Genomic DNA, 20222 nt, shown 5'->3' with positions numbered 1-20222 from the left:
GATGGCTTACTCTGTTCAAAAGTCGCGCCTGGCAAAGGTTGCGGGTGTTTCGCTTGTTTTATTACTCGCTGCCTGTAGTTCTGACTCACGCTATAAGCGTCAGGTCAGTGGTGATGAAGCCTACCTGGAAGCGGCACCGCTTGCGGAGCTTCATGCCCCGGCTGGAATGATTTTGCCGGTGACCTCCGGTGATTATGCAATCCCGGTGACCAACGGTAGTGGTGCTGTCGGTAAGGCGCTGGACATTCGTCCACCAGCCCAGCCGCTGGCACTGGTTTCTGGCGCGCGTACCCAGTTCACGGGCGATACCGCTTCATTGCTGGTGGAAAATGGTCGTGGCAATACTCTGTGGCCGCAGGTGGTTAGCGTGCTGCAGGCGAAAAACTACACCATCACCCAACGTGATGATGCGGGTCAGACGCTGACCACCGATTGGGTACAATGGAACCGTCTGGACGAAGACGAGCAGTATCGTGGTCGTTATCAAATCTCTGTTAAGCCGCAGGGTTATCAGCAGGCGGTTACGGTTAAACTGCTGAACCTGGAACAGGCGGGCAAACCGGTTGCAGACGCGGCTTCCATGCAGCGTTACAGCACGGAGATGATGAACGTTATTTCCGCCGGTCTGGATAAATCTGCCACTGACGCCGCGAACGCTGCGCAAAATCGTGCCTCCACCACTATGGACGTACAAAGTGCAGCTGATGACACCGGTTTACCGATGCTGGTCGTACGCGGGCCGTTCAATGTGGTTTGGCAACGTCTGCCAGCGGCGCTGGAAAAAGTGGGCATGAAAGTGACCGACAGCACCCGTTCGCAGGGCAACATGGCCGTAACTTACAAGCCGCTGTCTGACAGCGACTGGCAGGAACTGGGCGCGAGCGATCCAGGCCTGGCATCCGGTGACTATAAACTGCAGGTTGGCGATTTAGATAACCGCAGCAGCCTACAGTTCATCGATCCGAAAGGTCATACTCTGACTCAGAGTCAGAACGACGCGCTGGTAGCTGTCTTCCAGGCTGCGTTTAGCAAGTAAAAATACAGGGCTGGAGTCATCCGGCCCTTTTTTCTGATATGATACGCAAACGTGTGCGTCGGCAGAAAAATGCGATTTTGGCGGTAATTCGCACGAAATTTGTTTGTCGGACGTAGGGCGGATAAGGCGTTCTTGCCGCATCCGACAAAACATCCGGCACACCAGACAGCAAAAGATTTTAAAACGTTAATTCACACCCAGGAGTGATAAAGATGCAAAAGCAAGCTGAGTTGTATCGTGGTAAAGCGAAAACCGTATACAGCACGGAAAACCCGGACCTGTTGGTGCTCGAATTCCGCAATGATACGTCAGCAGGGGATGGCGCGCGCATTGAGCAGTTTGATCGCAAAGGTATGGTGAACAACAAGTTCAACTACTTCATTATGAGCAAACTGGCTGAAGCGGGTATCCCGACTCAAATGGAGCGTCTGCTCTCCGATACCGAATGTCTGGTGAAAAAGCTGGATATGGTGCCGGTTGAGTGTGTCGTGCGTAACCGTGCTGCTGGCTCTCTGGTGAAACGTCTTGGAATCGAAGAAGGTATTGAGCTGAACCCGCCGCTGTTCGATCTGTTCCTGAAAAACGACGCCATGCACGATCCGATGGTCAACGAATCTTACTGCGAAACCTTTGGCTGGGTGAGCAAAGAGAATCTGGCGCGTATGAAAGAGCTAACCTACAAAGCGAACGACGTGCTGAAAAAACTGTTCGATGATGCTGGTCTCATTCTGGTCGACTTCAAGCTGGAGTTTGGTCTGTACAAAGGCGAAGTGGTTCTGGGCGATGAGTTCTCCCCGGACGGCAGCCGCCTGTGGGACAAAGAAACGCTGGAGAAAATGGATAAAGACCGTTTCCGCCAGAGCCTCGGTGGCCTGATCGAAGCCTATGAAGCCGTTGCCCGCCGCCTGGGTGTACAGCTGGACTGATTTTTCTATTCATCATCTTGCCGTGCTGCTGGCACGGCAAGACAACCGCGCTCATAAGATGTGCATTGAACGCTCATTCCTCCGCCATTTCATTCCGCTTTCCTGTGGTAATCTTCCTCTGAACCACCTACGATCATTTCTATAATGAATATATTGTTGAGGTATCTATGCGTTGGCAAGGGCGACGTGAAAGTGACAATGTTGAAGACAGGCGCAATAGCTCCGGTGGTCCGTCAATGGGCGGTCCCGGTTTCCGTCTGCCAAGCGGTAAAGGCGGGCTGATTTTACTGATAGTCGTGCTGGTTGCAGGCTACTATGGCGTTGATTTAACTGGGTTGATGACCGGACAGCCGGTTTCCCAACAGCAATCAACGCGGTCAATTAGCCCAAATGAAGACGAAGCCGCAAAATTCACCTCGGTGATTCTGGCAACCACCGAAGACACCTGGGGACAGCAGTTCGAGAAGATGGGTAAGACCTATCAGCAACCGAAGCTGGTCATGTACCGTGGAATGACGCGCACCGGCTGCGGGGCGGGCCAGTCCATTATGGGGCCGTTCTATTGCCCGGCGGATGGCACGGTTTATATCGATCTCTCCTTCTATGATGACATGAAAGACAAACTTGGCGCGGATGGCGATTTTGCCCAGGGGTACGTTATCGCCCATGAAGTCGGTCATCATGTGCAGAAACTGTTAGGCATCGAGCCGAAAGTCCGTCAACTGCAACAAAACGCGACGCAGGCGGAAGTGAACCGCTTATCTGTACGTATGGAACTCCAGGCCGACTGTTTTGCCGGTGTCTGGGGGCATAGCATGCAGCAGCAAGGCGTTCTGGAAACCGGCGATCTGGAAGAAGCGCTGAACGCGGCGCAGGCCATCGGCGATGACCGTTTACAGCAGCAAAGTCAGGGGCGAGTCGTACCAGACAGTTTCACTCATGGCACTTCTCAGCAACGCTACAGCTGGTTTAAACGTGGTTTCGACAGCGGCGATCCGGCACAATGCAATACTTTTGGTAAAAGCATTTAACTTTCGGGGCAGGGATGGCTGAACTGACTGCGCTTCACCCATTAACAGCGCAAATGAAACGTGAAGGGATCCGCCGCTTGCTGGTGTTGAGCGGGGAAGAACGTTGGTGCTTTAACCTTGCGCTTAAGTTGAGTGATGCCTTACCTGGCGACTGGTTGTGGGTTTCGCCGCAGCCAGTCGCTGAAAACCACTGTACTCCCTCGGCGCTACAAACTTTACTTGGACGCGAATTCCGGCATGCGATATTCGACGCCCGCCAGGGCTTTGATGCCGCTGCCTTTGCTGCACTTAGCGGAACGTTGAAAGCCGGAAGCTGGCTGGTGTTGTTACTCCCTGTATGGGAAGAGTGGGAAAACCAACCTGATGCCGACTCGCTGCGCTGGAGTGATTGCCCTGACCCTATTGCGACGCCGCATTTTGTCCGGCACCTCAAACGCGTACTTACGGCGGATCACGATGCTATCCTCTGGCGGCAAAACCAGCAGTTCACGTTGACGCATTTTATTCCCCGTACTGACTGGCAACCCGCGACCGGCGCACCACAACCAGAACAACAGCAACTCTTACAGCAGCTACTCACCATGCCGCCGGGTGTGTCAGCGGTAACTGCTGCGCGTGGGCGCGGTAAGTCGGCGCTGGCAGGGCAACTCATTTCTCGTATTGCGGGCAGTGCGATTGTCACCGCGCCTGCAAAAGCGGCAACGGATGTACTGGCACAATTTGCGGGCGAAAAGTTTCGCTTTATTGCGCCGGATGCCTTGTTAGCCAGCGATGAGCAAGCCGACTGGCTGGTGGTCGATGAAGCCGCAGCCATACCTGCGCCGTTGTTGCATCAACTGGTATCGCGTTTTCCTCGAACGTTGTTAACCACTACGGTACAGGGCTACGAAGGTACCGGACGTGGTTTTTTGCTGAAATTTTGTGCGCGTTTCCCGCATTTACACCGTTTCGAATTGCAACAGCCGATCCGCTGGGCGCAGGGATGCCCGCTGGAAAAAATGGTCAGCGAGGCACTGGTTTTTGACGATGAAAACTTCACCCATACACCACAAGGCAATATCGTCATTTCCGCTTTTGAACAGACCTTATGGCGAAGCGATCCGGATACACCGTTAAAGGTATATCAGCTATTGTCTGGCGCGCACTACCGGACCTCGCCGCTGGATTTACGCCGCATGATGGATGCACCTGGGCAACATTTTTTCCAGGCGGCTTGTGAAAACGAGATCGCCGGGGCGCTGTGGCTGGTGGATGAGGGCGGATTATCTCAAGAACTCAGCCAGGCGGTATGGGCAGGTTTTCGTCGCCCGCGCGGTAATCTGGTAGCCCAGTCGCTGGCGGCGCACGGCAGCAATCCACAGGCAGCGACATTGCGCGGACGGCGGGTCAGCAGGATAGCAGTTCATCCAGCTCGTCAGCGTGAAGGCATTGGGCAACAGCTTATTGCCCGTGCTTTAAATTATACGCATGACCTCGACTATCTTTCGGTGTGTTTTGGCTACACCGCGGAGTTATGGCGTTTCTGGCAACGCTGCGGTTTTGTGCTGGTGCGAATGGGTAATCATCGTGAAGCCAGCAGCGGTTGCTATACGGCGATGGCACTGTTACCGATGAGTGATGCGGGTAAACAGCTGGCTGAACGTGAGCATTACCGTTTACGTCGCGATGTGCATGCTCTCACGCAGTGGAATGGCGAAACGCTCCCCGTCGATCCACGAAATGATGCCGTCCTTTCTAAGGACGACTGGCTTGAACTGGCCGGTTTTGCTTTCGCTCATCGTCCGCTATTAACGTCGTTAGGTTGCTTAACGCGTCTGCTACAAACCAGTGAACTGGCATTACCGGCGCTGCGTGGTCGTTTACAGAAAAACGCCATTGACGCGCAGTTATGTACCACACTTAAACTTTCAGGCCGCAAGATGTTACTGGCCCGTCAGCGAGAGGAGGCCGCGCAGGCGCTGTTCGCACTTGATAATGTTCGCACTGAGCGTCTGCGCGATCGCATAACGCAATGGCAATTTTTTCACTGACTCCTTCAATTTTCTCCCATGGTCATTGTGAGTCAGCGGCGTAAAATTAATGACATCAGTTAAGGAGTTCGCCATGAAACATGACCATTTTGTTGTTCAAAGCCCGGATAAACCTGCACAACAGTTGTTACTGCTTTTCCACGGTGTCGGGGATAACCCGGTAGCGATGGGTGAGATCGGCAGCTGGTTTGCGCCGCTGTTTCCTGATGCACTGGTGGTGAGCGTCGGTGGCGCGGAGCCGAGCGGTAATCCGGCGGGGCGTCAGTGGTTTTCGGTACAGGGTATTACGGAAGATAATCGCCAGGCGCGTGTGGATGCCATCATGCCGACCTTTATTGAGACTGTACGCTACTGGCAGAAACAGAGCGGAGTAGGGGCTACCGCCACGGCATTAATCGGTTTCTCTCAAGGCGCGATTATGGCGCTGGAGAGCATTAAAGCCGAACCGGGCCTAGCCTCACGCGTCATTGCTTTTAACGGACGTTATGCCAGCCTGCCGGAAACTGCGTCTACAGCCACGACAATTCACCTGATTCATGGCGGTGAAGATCCGGTTATCGATCTGGCGCATGCGGTTGCGGCGCAGGAAGCGTTAATCAGTGCCGGTGGTGACGTGACGCTGGATATTGTGGAGGATTTAGGCCATGCAATCGACAATCGCAGTATGCAATTTGCCCTGGATCACTTGCGTTATACCATACCGAAACATTATTTCGACGAAGCGCTAAGTGGTGGCAAACCTGGCGATGATGATGTAATTGAAATGATGCAATAATAGCCTGGTAGGCCTGATAAGACGCGTGAGCGTCGCATCAGGCATCGTTCACCATTGCCGGATGCGGCATTAACGCCTTATCCGGCCACTTAGCTTACTTCTTCGGTTGATCCTTTTTCGGCCAATCGTCGTCATCGTCCCACTTATCGTTGAAATCACGATGCGGGGGAAGCTCCGGCTTGTTGGCGAGAAATTTCTTATGGTCGACGCGCTTGAGATCTTTAATCACGTTCAGCAGGACGCCAACCAAAAAGACAATCACCAGAATCCACCAATATTTAGCCAGCCAGTCCATGCTTATTTCCTCTTGCAGAACCACTCATCAGGCGACGAGCTGTTCCATGATACGTTGATACATACGGGCAAGTAGCTGCAGGTCGGCAGCGTTCACACATTCATTAATTTTATGAATAGTGGCATTGACCGGCCCGAGTTCCACCACCTGCGCCCCCATGCGGGCAATAAAGCGCCCGTCAGACGTTCCGCCTGTGGTCAGTAGCTGCGGTTTAATTTCATTATAGTGCTCAACCGCGTTAACGACCGCATCCACCAGTTTGCCGCGCGCGGTCAAAAATGGCTGCCCGGAAAGCCACCAATCCACCGTATAACGCAGTTGATGTTTTTCAAGCAGGGCAAGCACCAGCGCTTTGATCATCTCATCCGTCAGTTCGGTGCTAAAGCGGAAGTTAAACTGCACAAACAGTTCACCCGGAATAACGTTGTTACTGCCCGTTCCCGCCTGAATATTGGCAATCTGCATACTGGTCGCCGGGAAAAATTCATTACCCTGATCCCACTCGATAGCCACTAGCTCATTTAGGAAAGGTGCTGCGCGATGTACCGGGTTGTCAGCCAGATGCGGGTAGGCTACATGCCCCTGCACGCCATGAATGGTGAGGTTGCAGGTTAACGATCCGCGACGACCATTTTTCACCACGTCACCAACCACTTCGATGCTCGATGGTTCGCCGACCAGGCAGTAATCGAGACGCTCATTACGCGCCATTAACGCTTCGACGACTTTTACCGTACCGTTGTGGGCACTGGCTTCTTCATCAGAAGTGATCAGGAATGCCAGTCGACCTGTATGGTTGGGATGTTGCGCGACAAAACGTTCTGCTGCTACCACCATCGCCGCCAGTGAGCCTTTCATATCTGCCGCGCCGCGCCCGAACAACATGCCGTCACGAATGGTTGGTTCAAACGGCGGATTAATCCAACGGTCTGCGTCGCCAGGCGGTACCACGTCGGTATGTCCGGCAAAGGCTAACGTTTCGCCCTGCCCACGCCACGCCCAAAAGTTTTGCGTATCGGCAAAGTCCATGCGTTCAACGGTAAAACCGATCGCCTGCAGACGTTCGATCATGATTGCCTGACATCCCGCATCATCAGGGCTTAAGGATGGGCGGCGAATAAGCTGCTGGGTCAGCTCAATAACCGGGCACGACATAGACTACACCTCATGGAAAAATTGCTGATAACTGGAATCACTGAAACCCAGCAGCATAGGCTTCCCGGGCGCACAGAGCAATGGGCGTTTGATAATTGCAGGCATTTCAGTCATTAATGCCGCCGCAGAGGCCGCATCGGTGATTTTATTGCGGGTGGTTTCGTCCAGTTTACGCCAGGTTGTACCACGGGTGTTGAGTAACGCTTGCCAGCCTAATTCGTTGATAAAACCGTTCAATAATCCGCTGTCCAGCCCATCAATGCGGTAATCATGAAAACGATAGGCGATGTTATTGGCTTCCAGCCAACGGCGAGCCTTTTTAATGGTGTCACAATTTTTGATGCCGTAAAGTGTAACCATAATGAATCCTTTTTCGATTTATGAGAATAAATACTCATTTAAGGGTGAAAACATTTTGCCTGCAAATCATTATCAAGAAATATAACATTATCGAAGTATTCAAATTAACAACTATTAAATAATATTAAACATTTTTAACGTAAGCATTAAGAATATTCATCTTGTTATCTGCCTGTATTTTAAACAGAATTAAACCAGTACTAGATTCCGTATGAATATCTCGAAATGTTGCTGTGTATCACATACAAATCATTGCTGCAGGACCATAGTATTTACATAAAGTTTGTCCCCCGGAGGTAGTCATCGCAGCAATCGAGTAAATTAGCTTCACCACGGTATATTGTTTCCGTAGAATACCCATAATTATAAGAGAGGTTGTTATGATTGAACGTGAACTGGGGAACTGGAAAGACTTTATCGAAGTTATGCTTCGTAAGTAATTCCTGAGACAAAGTACAAACAGAAAGTACCTGCTGAACAGGTTCTTTATCGGAAAGTTGAAAAAGGCGACACATTGGTATGTCGCCTTTTTAATTGCTTATTCCGGGCGTGGCTTCAGCGGGAAGCGGCGGCGTACCAACACAAAGAACAGCGGCACGAAGTAAATAGCCAGAATCGTGGCCGAAATCATCCCGCCCATTACGCCAGTACCCACCGCATGCTGGCCACCGGAACCGGCCCCTGTGCTGGTTGCCATTGGCAATACGCCGAAGATAAAGGCCAGAGAGGTCATCAGAATCGGACGTAAACGCTGACGGCAGGCGTGGAGCGTCGCTTCAAACAGGTCGTGGCCTTTTTGGTTCATCTCGTTAGCAAACTCGACGATAAGGATGGCGTTTTTCGCCGATAAACCAATCACCGTTAACAGGCCTACCTGGAAGTAAACGTCGTTTTCCAGCCCGCGCAGCCATGTTGCCAGCAGCGCGCCGATAACGCCCAGCGGCACGACCAGCATCACCGAGAACGGCACCGACCAGCTTTCATACAGCGCCGCCAGACACAGGAATACCACCAGCAATGAAATGGCATACAGCGCCGGAGCCTGCGCGCCGGAGAGTCGCTCCTGATACGACATCGCCGTCCATTCCAAACCAAAGCCGCTTGGCAACTGCTTCACTAACGATTCCATAATATCCATTGCCGTACCGGTGCTGACCCCCGGCGCGGCTTCCCCGACAATCTCTACCGCTGAATAACCGTTATAGCGTTCCAGACGCGGCGAGCCTGTTTCCCAGCGTGAGGTCGCGAAAGCAGAGAAGGGGACCATGCCACCATCTTTATTTCGTACATACCAGAGATTGATGTCATCTGGCAGCATGCGATATGGCGCAGCTGCCTGCACATAGACTTTCTTCACGCGACCGCGATCCATAAAGTCATTCACATAGCTCGAACCCCACGCGGTTTGCAGCGTGTCGTTAATATCGTCGATAGCAACGCCCAGCGCCTGAGCTTTACGCTGATCGATATCAATCTGCAACTGCGGACTGTCGTCGAGGCCGTTATGGCGTACACGGGTTAACTCCGGATTTTCCGCCGCCAGAGCCAGCAACTGGTTACGTGCTGCCATCAGCGCATCGTGACCCGCACCAGCGTGGTCCTGCAACTCCATATCAAAACCCGCAGAACTGCCAAGGCCACTAATTGCTGGCGGGCTGCTGGCGATAACGCGAGCTTCTTTAATCTTATTAAATTCCTTCGTTGCACGTTCGATAATGGCAAACGAGGTGCCGGTCTTACTGTCGCGTTCGCTCCAGTCTTTCAGGCGGATAAACATTCGCGCCACGTTTTGCCCGTTACCCCCAGGGCCAGAACCAACGGTGGCAAACACTGACATGATGTTGTCTTTTTCATGGGTGAAGTAATATTTCTCGATTTGCTCAACGACTTTCAGGGTCTGTTGTTGGGTTGAACCGCTGGGCAACTGTACCGAGGTAGTAAACATGCCACGGTCTTCCAGCGGCAAGAACGACGTCGGCAAACGCAGGAACAGGAACACCATGCCGCCAAGCAGCAGGACATAAATCACAATCCAGCGCAGGCTACGGTGGAGAATTTTTGCTACCCCTTTTTCGTAGCGTTCGGCGTTGCGGTTAAACATCTGGTTAAACCAGGCAAAAAAGCCTTTTTGCCCGTGATGCTCACCTTTTTTCAGTGGCTTAAGTAGCGTGGCGCACAGAGCCGGAGTGAGGATCATCGCTACCAGTACTGACAGCACCATCGCCGCAACAATGGTAATAGAGAACTGGCGATAGATAGCTCCGGTGGTGCCGCCGAAGAAGGCCATTGGCACAAATACCGCCGACAGCACCATCGCAATCCCGACCAGTGCTCCCTGGATCTGCCCCATCGATTTACGTGTGGCTTCGCGAGGAGTGAGTCCTTCCTCACTCATAATACGTTCGACGTTTTCCACCACCACGATGGCGTCATCCACCAGCAGACCGATCGCCAGCACCATCGCGAACATGGTTAAGGTGTTGACGCTGTAACCGAAGGCGTAAAGTACGGAGAAGGTTCCCATCAACACCACCGGCACGGCGATAGTTGGTATCAGCGTGGCACGGAAGTTTTGCAAGAACAGATACATAACGAGGAAAACCAGGGCGATAGCTTCCAGCAGCGTTTTCACCACGTCTTCAATGGAGGCTTTAACAAATGAGGTGGTTTCATATGCCACCTTGTATTCCAGTCCATGTGGGAAGTACTGCGCCAGTTCGTCGAGACGATTGAGTACCAGCTCCGCTGTTGCCATTTCGTTCGCGCCGGAGGCCAGTTTTACCCCCAGCCCGGAGGCTGGCTTACCGTTGAAGCGGCTGAGATAATCGTATTTCTCTGCCCCCATTTCGACGGTGGCGACATCGCCCAGCCTTACTTCTGAGCCGTCCTGATTCACCCGTAAGGTGATATCGCGGAACTGTTCTGGTGTTTGCAGCAGTGACTGGGCGTTAATGGTGGCGTTGAGCGCCTGCTTATCGACGGAAGGCGTACCACCAAGTTGCCCAACCGCAATCTGCGCGTTCTGTGACTCAATGGCATCAGTGACATCTTTAGCCGTCATCTGAAAACTGTTGAGTTTCGCCGGGTCCAGCCAGATACGCATTGAATATTGCGAACCATAGGCATCGATATCCCCGACGCCATTCACGCGGCTTAATGGGTCCTGAATATTACTGGCAACGTAATCGGCAATATCCTGCTTATCCATCGAACCATCGGTAGAGACGAAGGCAATGGTAAGAATGTTGGTATCGCCGGTTTTACGCACCGTCACGCCCTGATTTTGCACCGCCTGCGGCAACTTTCGCATGGCTGATTGCAGCTGGTTTTGTACTTGCTGCACTGCTTCGTCCGGATCGGTGCCCGCTTTAAAACTTAAGGTGACAGATGCCTGACCGGTGCCACTGCTTTGAGACGACATATACATGAGATTATCGAGGCCGGTCATATTTTGCTCGATAACCTGGGTCACGGTGTTTTCCAGCGTCTGAGCCGATGCGCCGGGGTAGTTAGCGGTTACTCGCACGTTAGGCGGTGCAAGATCCGGGTATTGTTCAACGGGCAATGAGAAAATCGCCAGGGTTCCTGTCAGACACAACAGGATTGCCAGCACCCAGGCAAAAATGGGGCGATCAATAAAGAAATTCGCCATTAAAAGAGGACCTCGTGTTTCTGCGTATTGTTGTTGGCATGCCTTGCTTCACTGTAGCGGCAAGGTACGGACCAATCGTGGAGAAAAAAAGGAGTTAATGTAAATTATCATGCCCTTTTATACTGAACCTTAAGTGCAAGTATTCTTTGGTAAGTAGGTGGCATTACATTAGCTGGCTTTCCTCACCCTCCGCAGAGCGAAAGCTAATACTCACTAACGTGCCGCCACCGGAAGGTTGTGAAAAAGTCAGCGTTCCACCCAGTCGTTCCGCGCGTTCGCGCATAATATTCAGACCATAGTGACCTTCGGGTTCTTTCGGTTCTCCGATGCCAATCCCGTTATCACGGATATAGACTGTGTGATTGCCGTCCGGCGCGGTGACGCAACTAACGGCTATTTCGCTGGCGTTGGCGTGCTTCATCGCATTGAGTACCGCTTCGCGAATAATTTGCAACAAATGCACCTGCATTTGCGCATCCAGCGCCAGTGTTGGCAGACGGCAGTCGAGAGTCAGTTTTGCGCTGGTTTGATTTTGTAACGTATCCAGCATTTCCCGCAACGCGGAGGGAAGATCCGCTTGCTGCAGCGTCAGGCGGAACGTGGTCAACAGCTCGCGTAACTGTCGATAAGCATCATTCAATGCCTGGGAGAAATCGGCCATGATATTTTGTGCGGTGGCGTTATCTTCCGGTATCGAACGTTTAAGTAACGTCAACTGGATACGTAAGTAAGAAAGCACCTGGGCCAGCGAATCATGTAATTCCCGTGCGATGGTGGCACGTTCTTCCATCAACAGTAACTGCTGAAAATGCTTCTGCGCCTGATTAAAGTACAAACCGCGCCCCAGCATCGACGAAACGCTGTTAAGCAGCGGTTCTGATGATGACACGTGGCTATTTTGCCAGTGCAGTTCGCCGTAAACCGTCTCTTGCATCGTTACCGGTAAAATCTGCATCGGCAATTCGGGGTTTGGTTTCCCTTCACTAATCCGCCAGTTTTCACCGACATTCAACTCCAGATATTCAGCCGCTTCATTGTCGCGAACAATCTGCAAAATATGGCGGAAACAATGCACATCTATCTGGCTGGTGTTCAGCGCCTGCGAACACTGATACAACACCTCCAGGCGACGCTTGGCCTCGTGGAGATCACGGGTTTTTTCTTCTACTGAAGCTTCCAGCGAACGATACAATTTATGCAGCTCGCTCGACATCTGGTTAAAGGTTTTGGCCAACAGTCCCAGCTCATTGGGCAGACTGGTATCCAGCGGCGGCGAATCGAACTGGCCGTGTTCAATACGCTGACTGGCGGTAACCAGCTGATTCAGCGGGGCAACCACCTGATGGCGTATGCGGCGCAGAGTAAAAAAGACCAGCGTGAAAATACCGATGCCGCCAGCCAGGGAGATCGCCACCACCAGCAGCATTTTGCGTTCGGCGTAGTGCTGTAAAGCCAGCACGAACAGGTCTATCTGATTAACATAATTATTAATATTGGCCTGATACCACGGCAAATCGCCCTTGCTGAGCCGATTATTCATCTCCAGCCAGTTGGCATTCAGATGCGCATAGCGGGTTTTTACTGCCTCTGGCACATACCAGACGTTGAGATTGGTTAACACCGGTGAGTGCAGTGCCTGTTGGAACAGCTGGCGATGCGCATTGAGTTGTGGACTGCCGCTTTGCAAGTCGTAGCCCAGGCGGTAACTCTGCATACGCAACGATCCGGCAATATTGATAGCCTCAGCGTCGCGCAAACTGCTCGCCAGAGTTAGCAGTGCGATACCCGTGGAAAGAATCGACAGCAGCACAATGTAAAAAAAGGCCCGGGCCAGACTGGCCGAGACGGGGCGTTTAACAATCACACGCGTCTTCTCCACATAAAATCATTAATGTTCCAGTTTGCTGAAATGCAATTTAATCAGTGATGGGATTATTTGATCTGCCACAGTTTATAGCGAAATAGTGACTTATTCTGGGCACATGAACATTGCCGATTCCCCTGTAAGTCGGGTAATAACAACACTCATATAAAGAATAAGGTTTTTACAACCAAAAAAGAAGGTCGTTATGAATCGTTTTATTATGGCCAACAGTCAGCAATGTCTGGGTTGTCATGCTTGTGAAATCGCCTGTGTCATGGCTCACAATGATGAGCAACATGTCCTGAGCCAACACCATTTTCATCCCCGAATTACGGTTATCAAACATCAGCAGCAACGTAGTGCGGTGACCTGTCACCATTGCGAAGATGCGCCCTGCGCCCGTAGTTGCCCTAATGGCGCGATCAGCCATGTTGATGACAGCATTCAGGTCAATCAGCAAAAGTGTATTGGCTGTAAATCCTGCGTGGTTGCTTGTCCATTTGGTACGATGCAAATCGTCCTGACACCCGTCGCGGCAGGCAAAGTTAAAGCCACGGCGCATAAATGCGACCTTTGTGCAGGTCGCGAAAGCGGTCCTGCCTGTGTCGAGAATTGTCCGGCGGACGCTCTGCAATTGGTCACTGACGCCGCACTCTCCGGCATAGCGAAATCTCGCCGCCTGCGCACCTCACGTCAGGAGCATCAACCGTGGCATGCCAGTACTGGGGCACCAGAAATGCCGGCGATGAGTAAAGTCGAGCAAATGCAGGCAACCCCCGCGCGAGGCGAGCCGGATAAACTGGCGATTGAAGCGCGCAAAACTGGTTTTGATGAAATTTATCTGCCATTTCGCGCCGACCAGGCACAACGGGAAGCCTCGCGTTGCCTGAAGTGCGGCGAGCACAGCGTTTGTGAATGGACCTGCCCTCTGCATAACCACATTCCGCAGTGGATAGAGCTGGTGAAAGCCGGAAATATCGACGCCGCCGTCGAGCTTTCTCACCAGACCAACACCCTGCCAGAAATTACCGGACGTGTTTGCCCGCAAGACCGTCTGTGCGAAGGAGCCTGCACCATTCGCGATGAGCACGGAGCGGTAACTATCGGCAACATCGAACGCTACATTTCGGATCAGGCGTTGGCGAAAGGTTGGCGTCCTGACTTAAGCCATGTCATCAAAGTGGATAAGCGGGTGGCGATTATCGGTGCAGGTCCGGCAGGGCTAGCCTGTGCGGATGTTCTGATCCGCAATGGCGTGGAGGTGACGGTGTATGATCGCCATCCAGAAATCGGTGGCCTGCTCACCTTCGGCATTCCTTCTTTCAAACTGGATAAGTCCCTGCTGGCGCGTCGCCGGGAAATCTTCAGCGCGATGGGGATTCACTTCGAACTCAATTGTGAAGTGGGTAAAGATGTCACTTTGGATTCGCTTTTGGAACAATACGACGCGGTCTTCGTTGGCGTAGGCACTTACCGTTCCATGAAAGCGGGTTTACCTAATGAAGATGCGCCGGGCGTTTATGACGCGCTGCCATTCCTCATCGCCAACACTAAACAGGTGATGGGACTTGAAGAGTTACCTGAAGAGCCGTTTATCAATACCGCCGGACTCAATGTCGTGGTACTGGGCGGTGGCGACACCGCGATGGACTGTGTGCGTACCGCGCTGCGCCATGGCGCGAGTAATGTCACCTGTGCCTATCGTCGTGATGAAGCTAACATGCCTGGCTCGAAGAAGGAGGTGAAGAACGCCCGCGAAGAGGGGGCAAACTTCGAATTTAACGTCCAGCCGGTGGCGCTTGAGCTGAATGAGCAAGGTCATGTTTGCGGAATTCGTTTCCTGCGTACGCGTCTTGGCGAGCCGGATGCCCAGGGGCGTCGGCGTCCGGTGCCGGTGGAAGGCAGTGAGTTTGTGATGCCAGCCGATGCGGTGATCATGGCATTTGGTTTTAATCCTCATGGTATGCCGTGGCTGGAGTCGCACGGTGTAACGGTAGACAAATGGGGCCGCATCATCGCGGATGTGGAAAGCCAGTACCGTTACCAGACCACGAATCCGAAAATCTTCGCCGGTGGCGATGCCGTGCGTGGTGCGGATCTGGTGGTTACCGCAATGGCAGAAGGACGTCATGCGGCACAGGGGATCATTGACTGGCTGGGGGTAAAATCAGTCAAATCTCACTGATAGCCTGCGCAGACAAAACTGACTTCACAGCGTAAGATAATTGTTCATTTCGCGCTGTGGAGTCGGTATGACGCAACAAATCACCCTCATTAAAGACAAAATTCTCTCCGATAACTATTTCACCCTGCACAACATAACTTACGATCTCACGCGAAAAGATGGCGAAGTTATCCGCCATAAACGTGAAGTTTATGATCGCGGTAATGGTGCGACGATCCTCCTGTACAACGCGAAGAAAAAGACCGTCGTTCTGATTCGTCAGTTCCGCGTCGCTACCTGGGTTAATGGCAATGACAGCGGGCAGCTGATTGAAACCTGCGCCGGGCTGCTGGATAACGACGAACCGGAAGTGTGTATTCGCAAAGAAGCGATTGAAGAGACGGGGTATGAAGTTGGCGAAGTGCGCAAATTATTTGAACTGTATATGTCGCCAGGCGGTGTGACTGAGCTAATCCACTTTTTTATCGCCGAATACAGTGACAGCCAGCGCGCTAATGCGGGCGGTGGTGTCGAAGATGAAGATATTGAAGTGCTCGAGCTGCCGTTCAGCCAGGCGCTGGAGATGATCAAAAGCGGCGAAATACGTGACGGTAAGACGGTGTTATTGCTTAACTATTTGCAAACATCACATTTAATGGACTGAAAAATAACAATAATATTTCGTTGTTTATTATTGGCTCAATCCGATAAATCCGATTGAGCCGCGCTACCTGCGCAACGAAGATACGACTTGTGCTGTTTGTTTGAACTTCTGGGGTCGTACCGTCCATGCGCTATCGCATTTTCCTTCTCTTTTTTTTCGCTTTGTTGCCGACGTCTTTGGTGTGGGCGGCACCAGCGCAACGGGCATTTTCCGACTGGCAGGTCACCTGTAATAATCAAAATTTTTGTGTGGCGCGCAATACGGGCGATCATAATGGACTGGTGATGACCCTGAGCCGCAGCGCCGGGGCGCATACCGATGCCGTTTTACGTATTGAGCGCGGCGGGTTGAAGTCGCCGGATGCGTCGGAAGGGGAGATAGCGCCACGGCTGCTGTTAGATGGCGAGCCGTTGGCGTTAAGTGGTGACAAGTGGCGGATTTCACCATGGTTATTAGTAACCGATGATACGGCAACCATCACCGCGTTTTTGCAGATGATTCAGGAAGGGAAGGCGATCACCTTACGCGACGGCAATCAGACCATTTCTCTGAGTGGCTTAAAAGCGGCGTTGTTGTTTATAGATGCTCAGCAAAAGCGCCTCGGCAGTGAAACCGCCTGGATAAAGAAAGGGGACGAACCGCCGCTCAGCGTACCGCCAGCGCCTGCGCTAAAAGAGGTCGCGGTAGTGAACCCGACGCCGACCCCTCTTTCTCGTGAAGAACGTAACGATTTGCTGGATTACGGTAACTGGCGGATGAATGGTCTGCGCTGTTCGCTTGATCCGTTGCGTCGTGAAGTGAGCGTTACGGCGCTGACCGACGATAAAGCATTAATGATGATTAGCTGTGAAGCAGGCGCGTATAACACCATTGATCTTGCGTGGATTGTGTCGCGTAAAAAGCCACTGGCCTCGCGCCCGGTACGGTTGCGTTTACCGTTCAACAACGGTCAGGAGACCAATGAACTGGAACTGATGAACGCAACATTCGATGAAAAATCGCGTGAACTGGTGACCTTAGCGAAAGGGCGCGGATTAAGCGATTGTGGCATTCAGGCGCGCTGGCGCTTTGACGGTCAGCGTTTTCGCCTGGTGCGTTACGCTGCAGAACCCACCTGCGATAACTGGCATGGACCAGACGCCTGGCCCACGTTGTGGATCACCCGTTAAACAAAATGGCGGGGACATGTAGGCCGGATAAGACGCGTCAGCGTCGCATCCGGCAATCAGCATCCGGCAATCAGCATCCGGCGATCACCATCAGGCACCTTTCACTCCCAGTACCTTATGCGCTTTTGCCACAATATTCTCGGCGGTAAAGCCAAAGAACGGGAACAGCTTATCCGCAGGAGCTGATTCCCCATAACCCGTCATCCCGACAATTGCCCCTTTCAGACCAACATATTTGTACCAGTAATCGGCGATGCCTGCTTCCACCGCCACGCGAGCCGCAACGTTAGAAGGCAACACCGACTCCCGATATTCCTCATCCTGGGCGTCGAAAATATCGGTCGAGGGCAGGGAAACTACGCGTACATTGCGACCTTCTCCCGCTAATTTCTCCGCTGCTTGCAAGGTGATTTCCATCTCTGAACCAGTGGCAATCAAAATAATATCCGGCTTGCCGCCGCTGTCTTTCAACACATAACCACCGCGGGCAATCTCTTTTACCTGATCTGGCGTACGTTCCACCTGGGCCAGATTCTGCCTTGAGAGGATAAGCGCCGTCGGCCCGTTGTGACGCTCGACCGCCAGCTTCCAGCCCACCGCAGCTTCCACCTGATCACACGGTCGCCAGGTGCTAAAATTCGGCGTCAAGCGCAGACTGGCCAGTTGCTCAACGGCCTGGTGGGTCGGACCATCTTCCCCTAAGCCAATTGAGTCGTGGGTATAAACCATAATCTGCCGCGCTTTCATCAGTGCCGCCATCCGCGCGGCGTTACGAGCGTATTCAACAAACATCAGGAACGTCGCGGTATACGGCACGAAGCCGCCGTGGTGCGCAATGCCATTGGCGATAGCGGTCATACCAAATTCACGCACCCCGTAGTGAATATAGTTGCCCGCCGGATCTTCCTTCAGCGACACAGAACCTTTCCAGATGGTGAGGTTGCTGGGAGCCAGATCCGCCGAACCGCCGAGCAACTCAGGAAGCATTGGCCCGTAAGCGTTAAGCGTATTTTGCGAAGCCTTACGGGTCGCGATTTTCGCCGGATTCGCCTGCAACTCATTGATATATTTCTGAGTCGTTTTCTCCCAGTCTTTCGGTAAACCACCGCTCATCCGGCGAGTAAACTCTTCTGCCAGTTGCGGATGAGCCTTTTTATACGCGGCAAACTTCTCATTCCAGCTCTGCTGTGCTTTATCGCCTTTTTCGCGGGCATCCCAGGCGTGATAAATCTCTTTGGGGATCTCAAATGGCGGATGATGCCAGCCCAGTTTCTGTCGTGCCAGCGCCACCTCTTCTTCACCCAGCGGTGCACCGTGGGCCTCTTCTTTACCCGCTTTATTGGGTGAACCAAAGCCAATCACCGTACGGCAGATAATCAACGATGGCTTATTTTTTACGCTTTGCGCTTCAAGAATCGCTTCCTTCACCGCCTGCGGATCGTGACCGTCGATTTCATGGATCACATGCCAGTGATAGGCTTCAAAACGTTTTGCCGTATCGTCGGTAAACCAGCCTTCGGTTTCACCGTCGATGGAAATACCATTGTGATCGTAAAAACCAATCAGCTTGCCCAGCCCCAGCGTGCCCGCCAGCGAACAGACTTCGTGAGAAATACCTTCCATCAGGCAGCCGTCGCCCATAAACACATAGGTGAAGTGATCGATAATTTCATGATCCGGCTGGTTAAACTGCGCCGCTAGTGTACGTTCTGCTATCGCCAGTCCGACCGCGTTCGCCAAACCTTGTCCAAGTGGACCGGTGGTGGTTTCAACACCAGGCGTATAGCCAATCTCCGGGTGACCAGGGGTTTTCGAATGCAACTGACGGAAGTTCTTCAGCTCTTCCAGCGGCAGGTCGTAACCGGTCAGATGAAGCAAACTGTAGAGCAGCATCGACGCGTGACCGTTAGAGAGAATAAAGCGGTCGCGATCATACCAGGTTGGATCGGTGGGGTTATGTTTAAGAAAATCGTTCCACAGCACTTCGGCAATATCAGCCATGCCCATCGGCGCGCCGGGATGACCAGAATTGGCTTTTTGTACCGCATCCATACTGAGCGCGCGAATCGCATTGGCAAGGTCTTTTCGGGACATATAACACTCCGTGGCTGGTTTATAGTTTGACGGCAAGAAGATCTTCCAGTTTGCGTTGATCAACGGCGAACAGGCGGATGCCTTCAGAGAGTTTTTCTACTGCCATTGCATCCTGATTGTGCTCCCAACGGAACTCCGCTTCGCTCATCGGGGCTGGGCGTGGGAACGTCTGAGAAGGCGGGATTAATTTACGCACTACTGGAGAAACTTTTTCCTGCAACTCCTTCAGCAAATTCGGCGCAATAGTCAGTCGATCGCAGCCGGTTAAGGCGAGGATTTGTTCGGTGCGACGGAAGCTCGCGCCCATTACAATGGTTTCGTAGTGGTGTTGCTTATAGTAGTCGTAGATATTGCGCACTGACTTAACGCCCGGATCTTCTTCCACCACATACGGGTCCATCGGCTTACGCGCCTGATACCAGTCATAAATACGCCCGACAAACGGCGAAATCAGAAAAACGCCTGCTTCTGCACAGGCCCGCGCCTGAGCAAAAGAAAACAGTAGCGTCAGGTTGCAGTTAATACCTTCTTTTTCCAGTTCTTCTGCCGCGCGAATTCCTTCCCAGGTTGAAGCCAGCTTGATCAGAATACGTGATTTCTCAACGCCTTGTTGCTGATACAAGTCCACCAAATGGCGCGCCTTCTCAATACTTTTTTCTTTATCAAAAGAGAGGCGTGCATCAACTTCTGTTGACACGCGACCGGGTACGATTTTGAGAATTTCAGTGCCGAAATTGACCGCCAGTTTGTCACATGCAGCGACCACCTGTTGTTCCTGGGTCTTGCCATTTTTTTTGCCCCAGGCGATAGCATCGTCTATTAAATGCTCATATTGTGATAATCCGGCAGCCTTGAGTAACAGCGAAGGATTGGTGGTGGCATCCTGGGGATGATAATGGCGAATGGATTCAATATCGCCGCTGTCTGCCACGACAGTGGTGAACTGTTTGATGCCGTCTAACTCGTTCATAGGAAATACTCCTTGAAAAGTAAAGTGTTAGATGAGT

At 52.4% G+C, this 20222-nt stretch carries 16 protein-coding genes; 9 read left to right on the top strand and 7 right to left on the bottom strand.

Annotated features, from left to right (window positions below):
* Position 1 precedes the first annotated feature (1 nt).
* The 5 genes from bamC (at position 2) to ypfH (ending at position 5798) form a co-directional block, all read left to right on the top strand.
* Entirely contained in the window at positions 2–1036 is a 1035-nt protein-coding gene (gene bamC / locus QUF14_RS15600) for an outer membrane protein assembly factor BamC (protein WP_001297320.1), read from the top strand.
* A 212-nt stretch (positions 1037–1248) separates the two neighbouring features.
* The gene (gene purC, locus QUF14_RS15595; RefSeq protein ID WP_001295467.1) at positions 1249–1962 is read left to right on the top strand and encodes a phosphoribosylaminoimidazolesuccinocarboxamide synthase; all 714 of its coding nucleotides are present in this window, start codon (positions 1249–1251) and stop codon (positions 1960–1962) included.
* A gap of 167 nt (positions 1963–2129) precedes the next feature.
* Positions 2130–2993, top strand: a complete 864-nt coding sequence (gene ypfJ, locus QUF14_RS15590; protein ID WP_001267498.1) for a KPN_02809 family neutral zinc metallopeptidase — start codon at positions 2130–2132, stop codon at positions 2991–2993.
* 14 nt (positions 2994–3007) lie between these two features.
* Positions 3008–5023 carry a tRNA cytosine(34) acetyltransferase TmcA gene (gene tmcA, locus QUF14_RS15585; protein WP_100733741.1) on the top strand — a complete coding sequence of 672 codons (2016 nt, stop codon included), beginning with the start codon at positions 3008–3010 and terminating at the stop codon, positions 5021–5023.
* Positions 5024–5096: 73 nt separating this feature from the next.
* A complete protein-coding gene (ypfH, locus tag QUF14_RS15580; protein ID WP_100733740.1) occupies positions 5097–5798 on the top strand; it encodes an esterase in 702 nt (233 codons plus the stop codon).
* A gap of 94 nt (positions 5799–5892) precedes the next feature.
* Here the strand turns inward: ypfH and QUF14_RS15575 are convergent, their stop codons facing one another.
* Genes QUF14_RS15575 through QUF14_RS15565 form a run of 3 tightly spaced genes read right to left on the bottom strand, consistent with a single transcriptional unit; the run spans position 5893 to position 7608 of the window.
* Complete coding sequence (locus tag QUF14_RS15575; RefSeq protein WP_000383836.1) at positions 5893–6093, bottom strand: YpfN family protein; 201 nt, start codon at positions 6091–6093, stop codon at positions 5893–5895.
* Positions 6094–6120: 27 nt separating this feature from the next.
* Positions 6121–7248 (bottom strand): succinyl-diaminopimelate desuccinylase, encoded by a 1128-nt coding sequence (gene dapE / locus QUF14_RS15570; RefSeq protein ID WP_100733739.1) that lies wholly within the window; start codon positions 7246–7248, stop codon positions 6121–6123.
* A gap of 3 nt (positions 7249–7251) precedes the next feature.
* Positions 7252–7608, bottom strand: a complete 357-nt coding sequence (locus tag QUF14_RS15565) for an ArsC family reductase (RefSeq protein WP_000258228.1) — start codon at positions 7606–7608, stop codon at positions 7252–7254.
* A gap of 380 nt (positions 7609–7988) precedes the next feature.
* Between QUF14_RS15565 and ypfM the strand changes: the two genes are divergently transcribed.
* Complete coding sequence (ypfM, locus tag QUF14_RS15560) at positions 7989–8048, top strand: protein YpfM (protein ID WP_001386977.1); 60 nt, start codon at positions 7989–7991, stop codon at positions 8046–8048.
* Positions 8049–8146: 98 nt separating this feature from the next.
* Here ypfM and acrD read toward each other — a convergent pair whose 3' ends face one another.
* Together acrD and narQ are read right to left on the bottom strand one after the other, a co-directional pair.
* Positions 8147–11260: a multidrug efflux RND transporter permease AcrD gene (acrD, locus tag QUF14_RS15555; RefSeq protein ID WP_001273157.1), complete on the bottom strand. Its 3114-nt coding sequence runs from the start codon at positions 11258–11260 to the stop codon at positions 8147–8149.
* A 163-nt stretch (positions 11261–11423) separates the two neighbouring features.
* Complete coding sequence (narQ, locus tag QUF14_RS15550; protein ID WP_001353046.1) at positions 11424–13124, bottom strand: nitrate/nitrite two-component system sensor histidine kinase NarQ; 1701 nt, start codon at positions 13122–13124, stop codon at positions 11424–11426.
* A 205-nt stretch (positions 13125–13329) separates the two neighbouring features.
* Between narQ and aegA the strand changes: the two genes are divergently transcribed.
* The 3 genes from aegA (at position 13330) to QUF14_RS15535 (ending at position 17121) form a co-directional block, all read left to right on the top strand.
* Positions 13330–15309: a formate-dependent uric acid utilization protein AegA gene (gene aegA, locus QUF14_RS15545; RefSeq protein WP_001078894.1), complete on the top strand. Its 1980-nt coding sequence runs from the start codon at positions 13330–13332 to the stop codon at positions 15307–15309.
* Between the two features lie 67 nt (positions 15310–15376).
* The gene (gene nudK, locus QUF14_RS15540) at positions 15377–15952 is read left to right on the top strand and encodes a GDP-mannose pyrophosphatase NudK (RefSeq protein ID WP_001353047.1); all 576 of its coding nucleotides are present in this window, start codon (positions 15377–15379) and stop codon (positions 15950–15952) included.
* A 125-nt stretch (positions 15953–16077) separates the two neighbouring features.
* The gene (locus QUF14_RS15535; RefSeq protein WP_001270520.1) at positions 16078–17121 is read left to right on the top strand and encodes a DUF1176 domain-containing protein; all 1044 of its coding nucleotides are present in this window, start codon (positions 16078–16080) and stop codon (positions 17119–17121) included.
* A 90-nt stretch (positions 17122–17211) separates the two neighbouring features.
* Here the strand turns inward: QUF14_RS15535 and tkt are convergent, their stop codons facing one another.
* Both tkt and tal read right to left on the bottom strand, forming a co-directional pair.
* On the bottom strand, positions 17212–19215 hold the full coding sequence (tkt, locus tag QUF14_RS15530; RefSeq protein ID WP_000087259.1) for a transketolase: 2004 nt from the start codon (positions 19213–19215) through the stop codon (positions 17212–17214).
* Positions 19216–19234: 19 nt separating this feature from the next.
* Positions 19235–20185, bottom strand: coding sequence for a transaldolase (tal, locus tag QUF14_RS15525; protein ID WP_001003725.1), 951 nt, complete (start codon positions 20183–20185; stop codon positions 19235–19237).
* Positions 20186–20222: the final 37 nt, after the last annotated feature.

The sequence above is a fragment of the Escherichia sp. HH091_1A genome, assembly GCF_030295175.1.
GTDB classification, from domain to species: Bacteria; Pseudomonadota; Gammaproteobacteria; order Enterobacterales; family Enterobacteriaceae; genus Escherichia; species Escherichia coli_F.
The sequence above is the reverse complement of the archived record's forward strand: the minus strand, read 5'-3'. Positions and strand labels throughout refer to the sequence as shown.

Excerpts from the sequence above, each read along its gene's own strand:
- bamC (WP_001297320.1), top strand. The coding sequence starts at position 2 with ATGGCTTACTCTGTTCAAAAGTCGCGCCTGGCAAAGGTTGCGGGTGTT.
- ypfJ (WP_001267498.1), top strand. The coding sequence starts at position 2,130 with ATGCGTTGGCAAGGGCGACGTGAAAGTGACAATGTTGAAGACAGGCGC.
- nudK (WP_001353047.1), top strand. The coding sequence starts at position 15,377 with ATGACGCAACAAATCACCCTCATTAAAGACAAAATTCTCTCCGATAAC.
- purC (WP_001295467.1), top strand. The coding sequence starts at position 1,249 with ATGCAAAAGCAAGCTGAGTTGTATCGTGGTAAAGCGAAAACCGTATAC.
- dapE (WP_100733739.1), bottom strand. The coding sequence starts at position 7,248 with ATGTCGTGCCCGGTTATTGAGCTGACCCAGCAGCTTATTCGCCGCCCA.
- ypfH (WP_100733740.1), top strand. The coding sequence starts at position 5,097 with ATGAAACATGACCATTTTGTTGTTCAAAGCCCGGATAAACCTGCACAA.
- acrD (WP_001273157.1), bottom strand. The coding sequence starts at position 11,260 with ATGGCGAATTTCTTTATTGATCGCCCCATTTTTGCCTGGGTGCTGGCA.
- tmcA (WP_100733741.1), top strand. The coding sequence starts at position 3,008 with ATGGCTGAACTGACTGCGCTTCACCCATTAACAGCGCAAATGAAACGT.
- QUF14_RS15535 (WP_001270520.1), top strand. The coding sequence starts at position 16,078 with ATGCGCTATCGCATTTTCCTTCTCTTTTTTTTCGCTTTGTTGCCGACG.
- tal (WP_001003725.1), bottom strand. The coding sequence starts at position 20,185 with ATGAACGAGTTAGACGGCATCAAACAGTTCACCACTGTCGTGGCAGAC.
- aegA (WP_001078894.1), top strand. The coding sequence starts at position 13,330 with ATGAATCGTTTTATTATGGCCAACAGTCAGCAATGTCTGGGTTGTCAT.
- QUF14_RS15575 (WP_000383836.1), bottom strand. The coding sequence starts at position 6,093 with ATGGACTGGCTGGCTAAATATTGGTGGATTCTGGTGATTGTCTTTTTG.
- tkt (WP_000087259.1), bottom strand. The coding sequence starts at position 19,215 with ATGTCCCGAAAAGACCTTGCCAATGCGATTCGCGCGCTCAGTATGGAT.
- QUF14_RS15565 (WP_000258228.1), bottom strand. The coding sequence starts at position 7,608 with ATGGTTACACTTTACGGCATCAAAAATTGTGACACCATTAAAAAGGCT.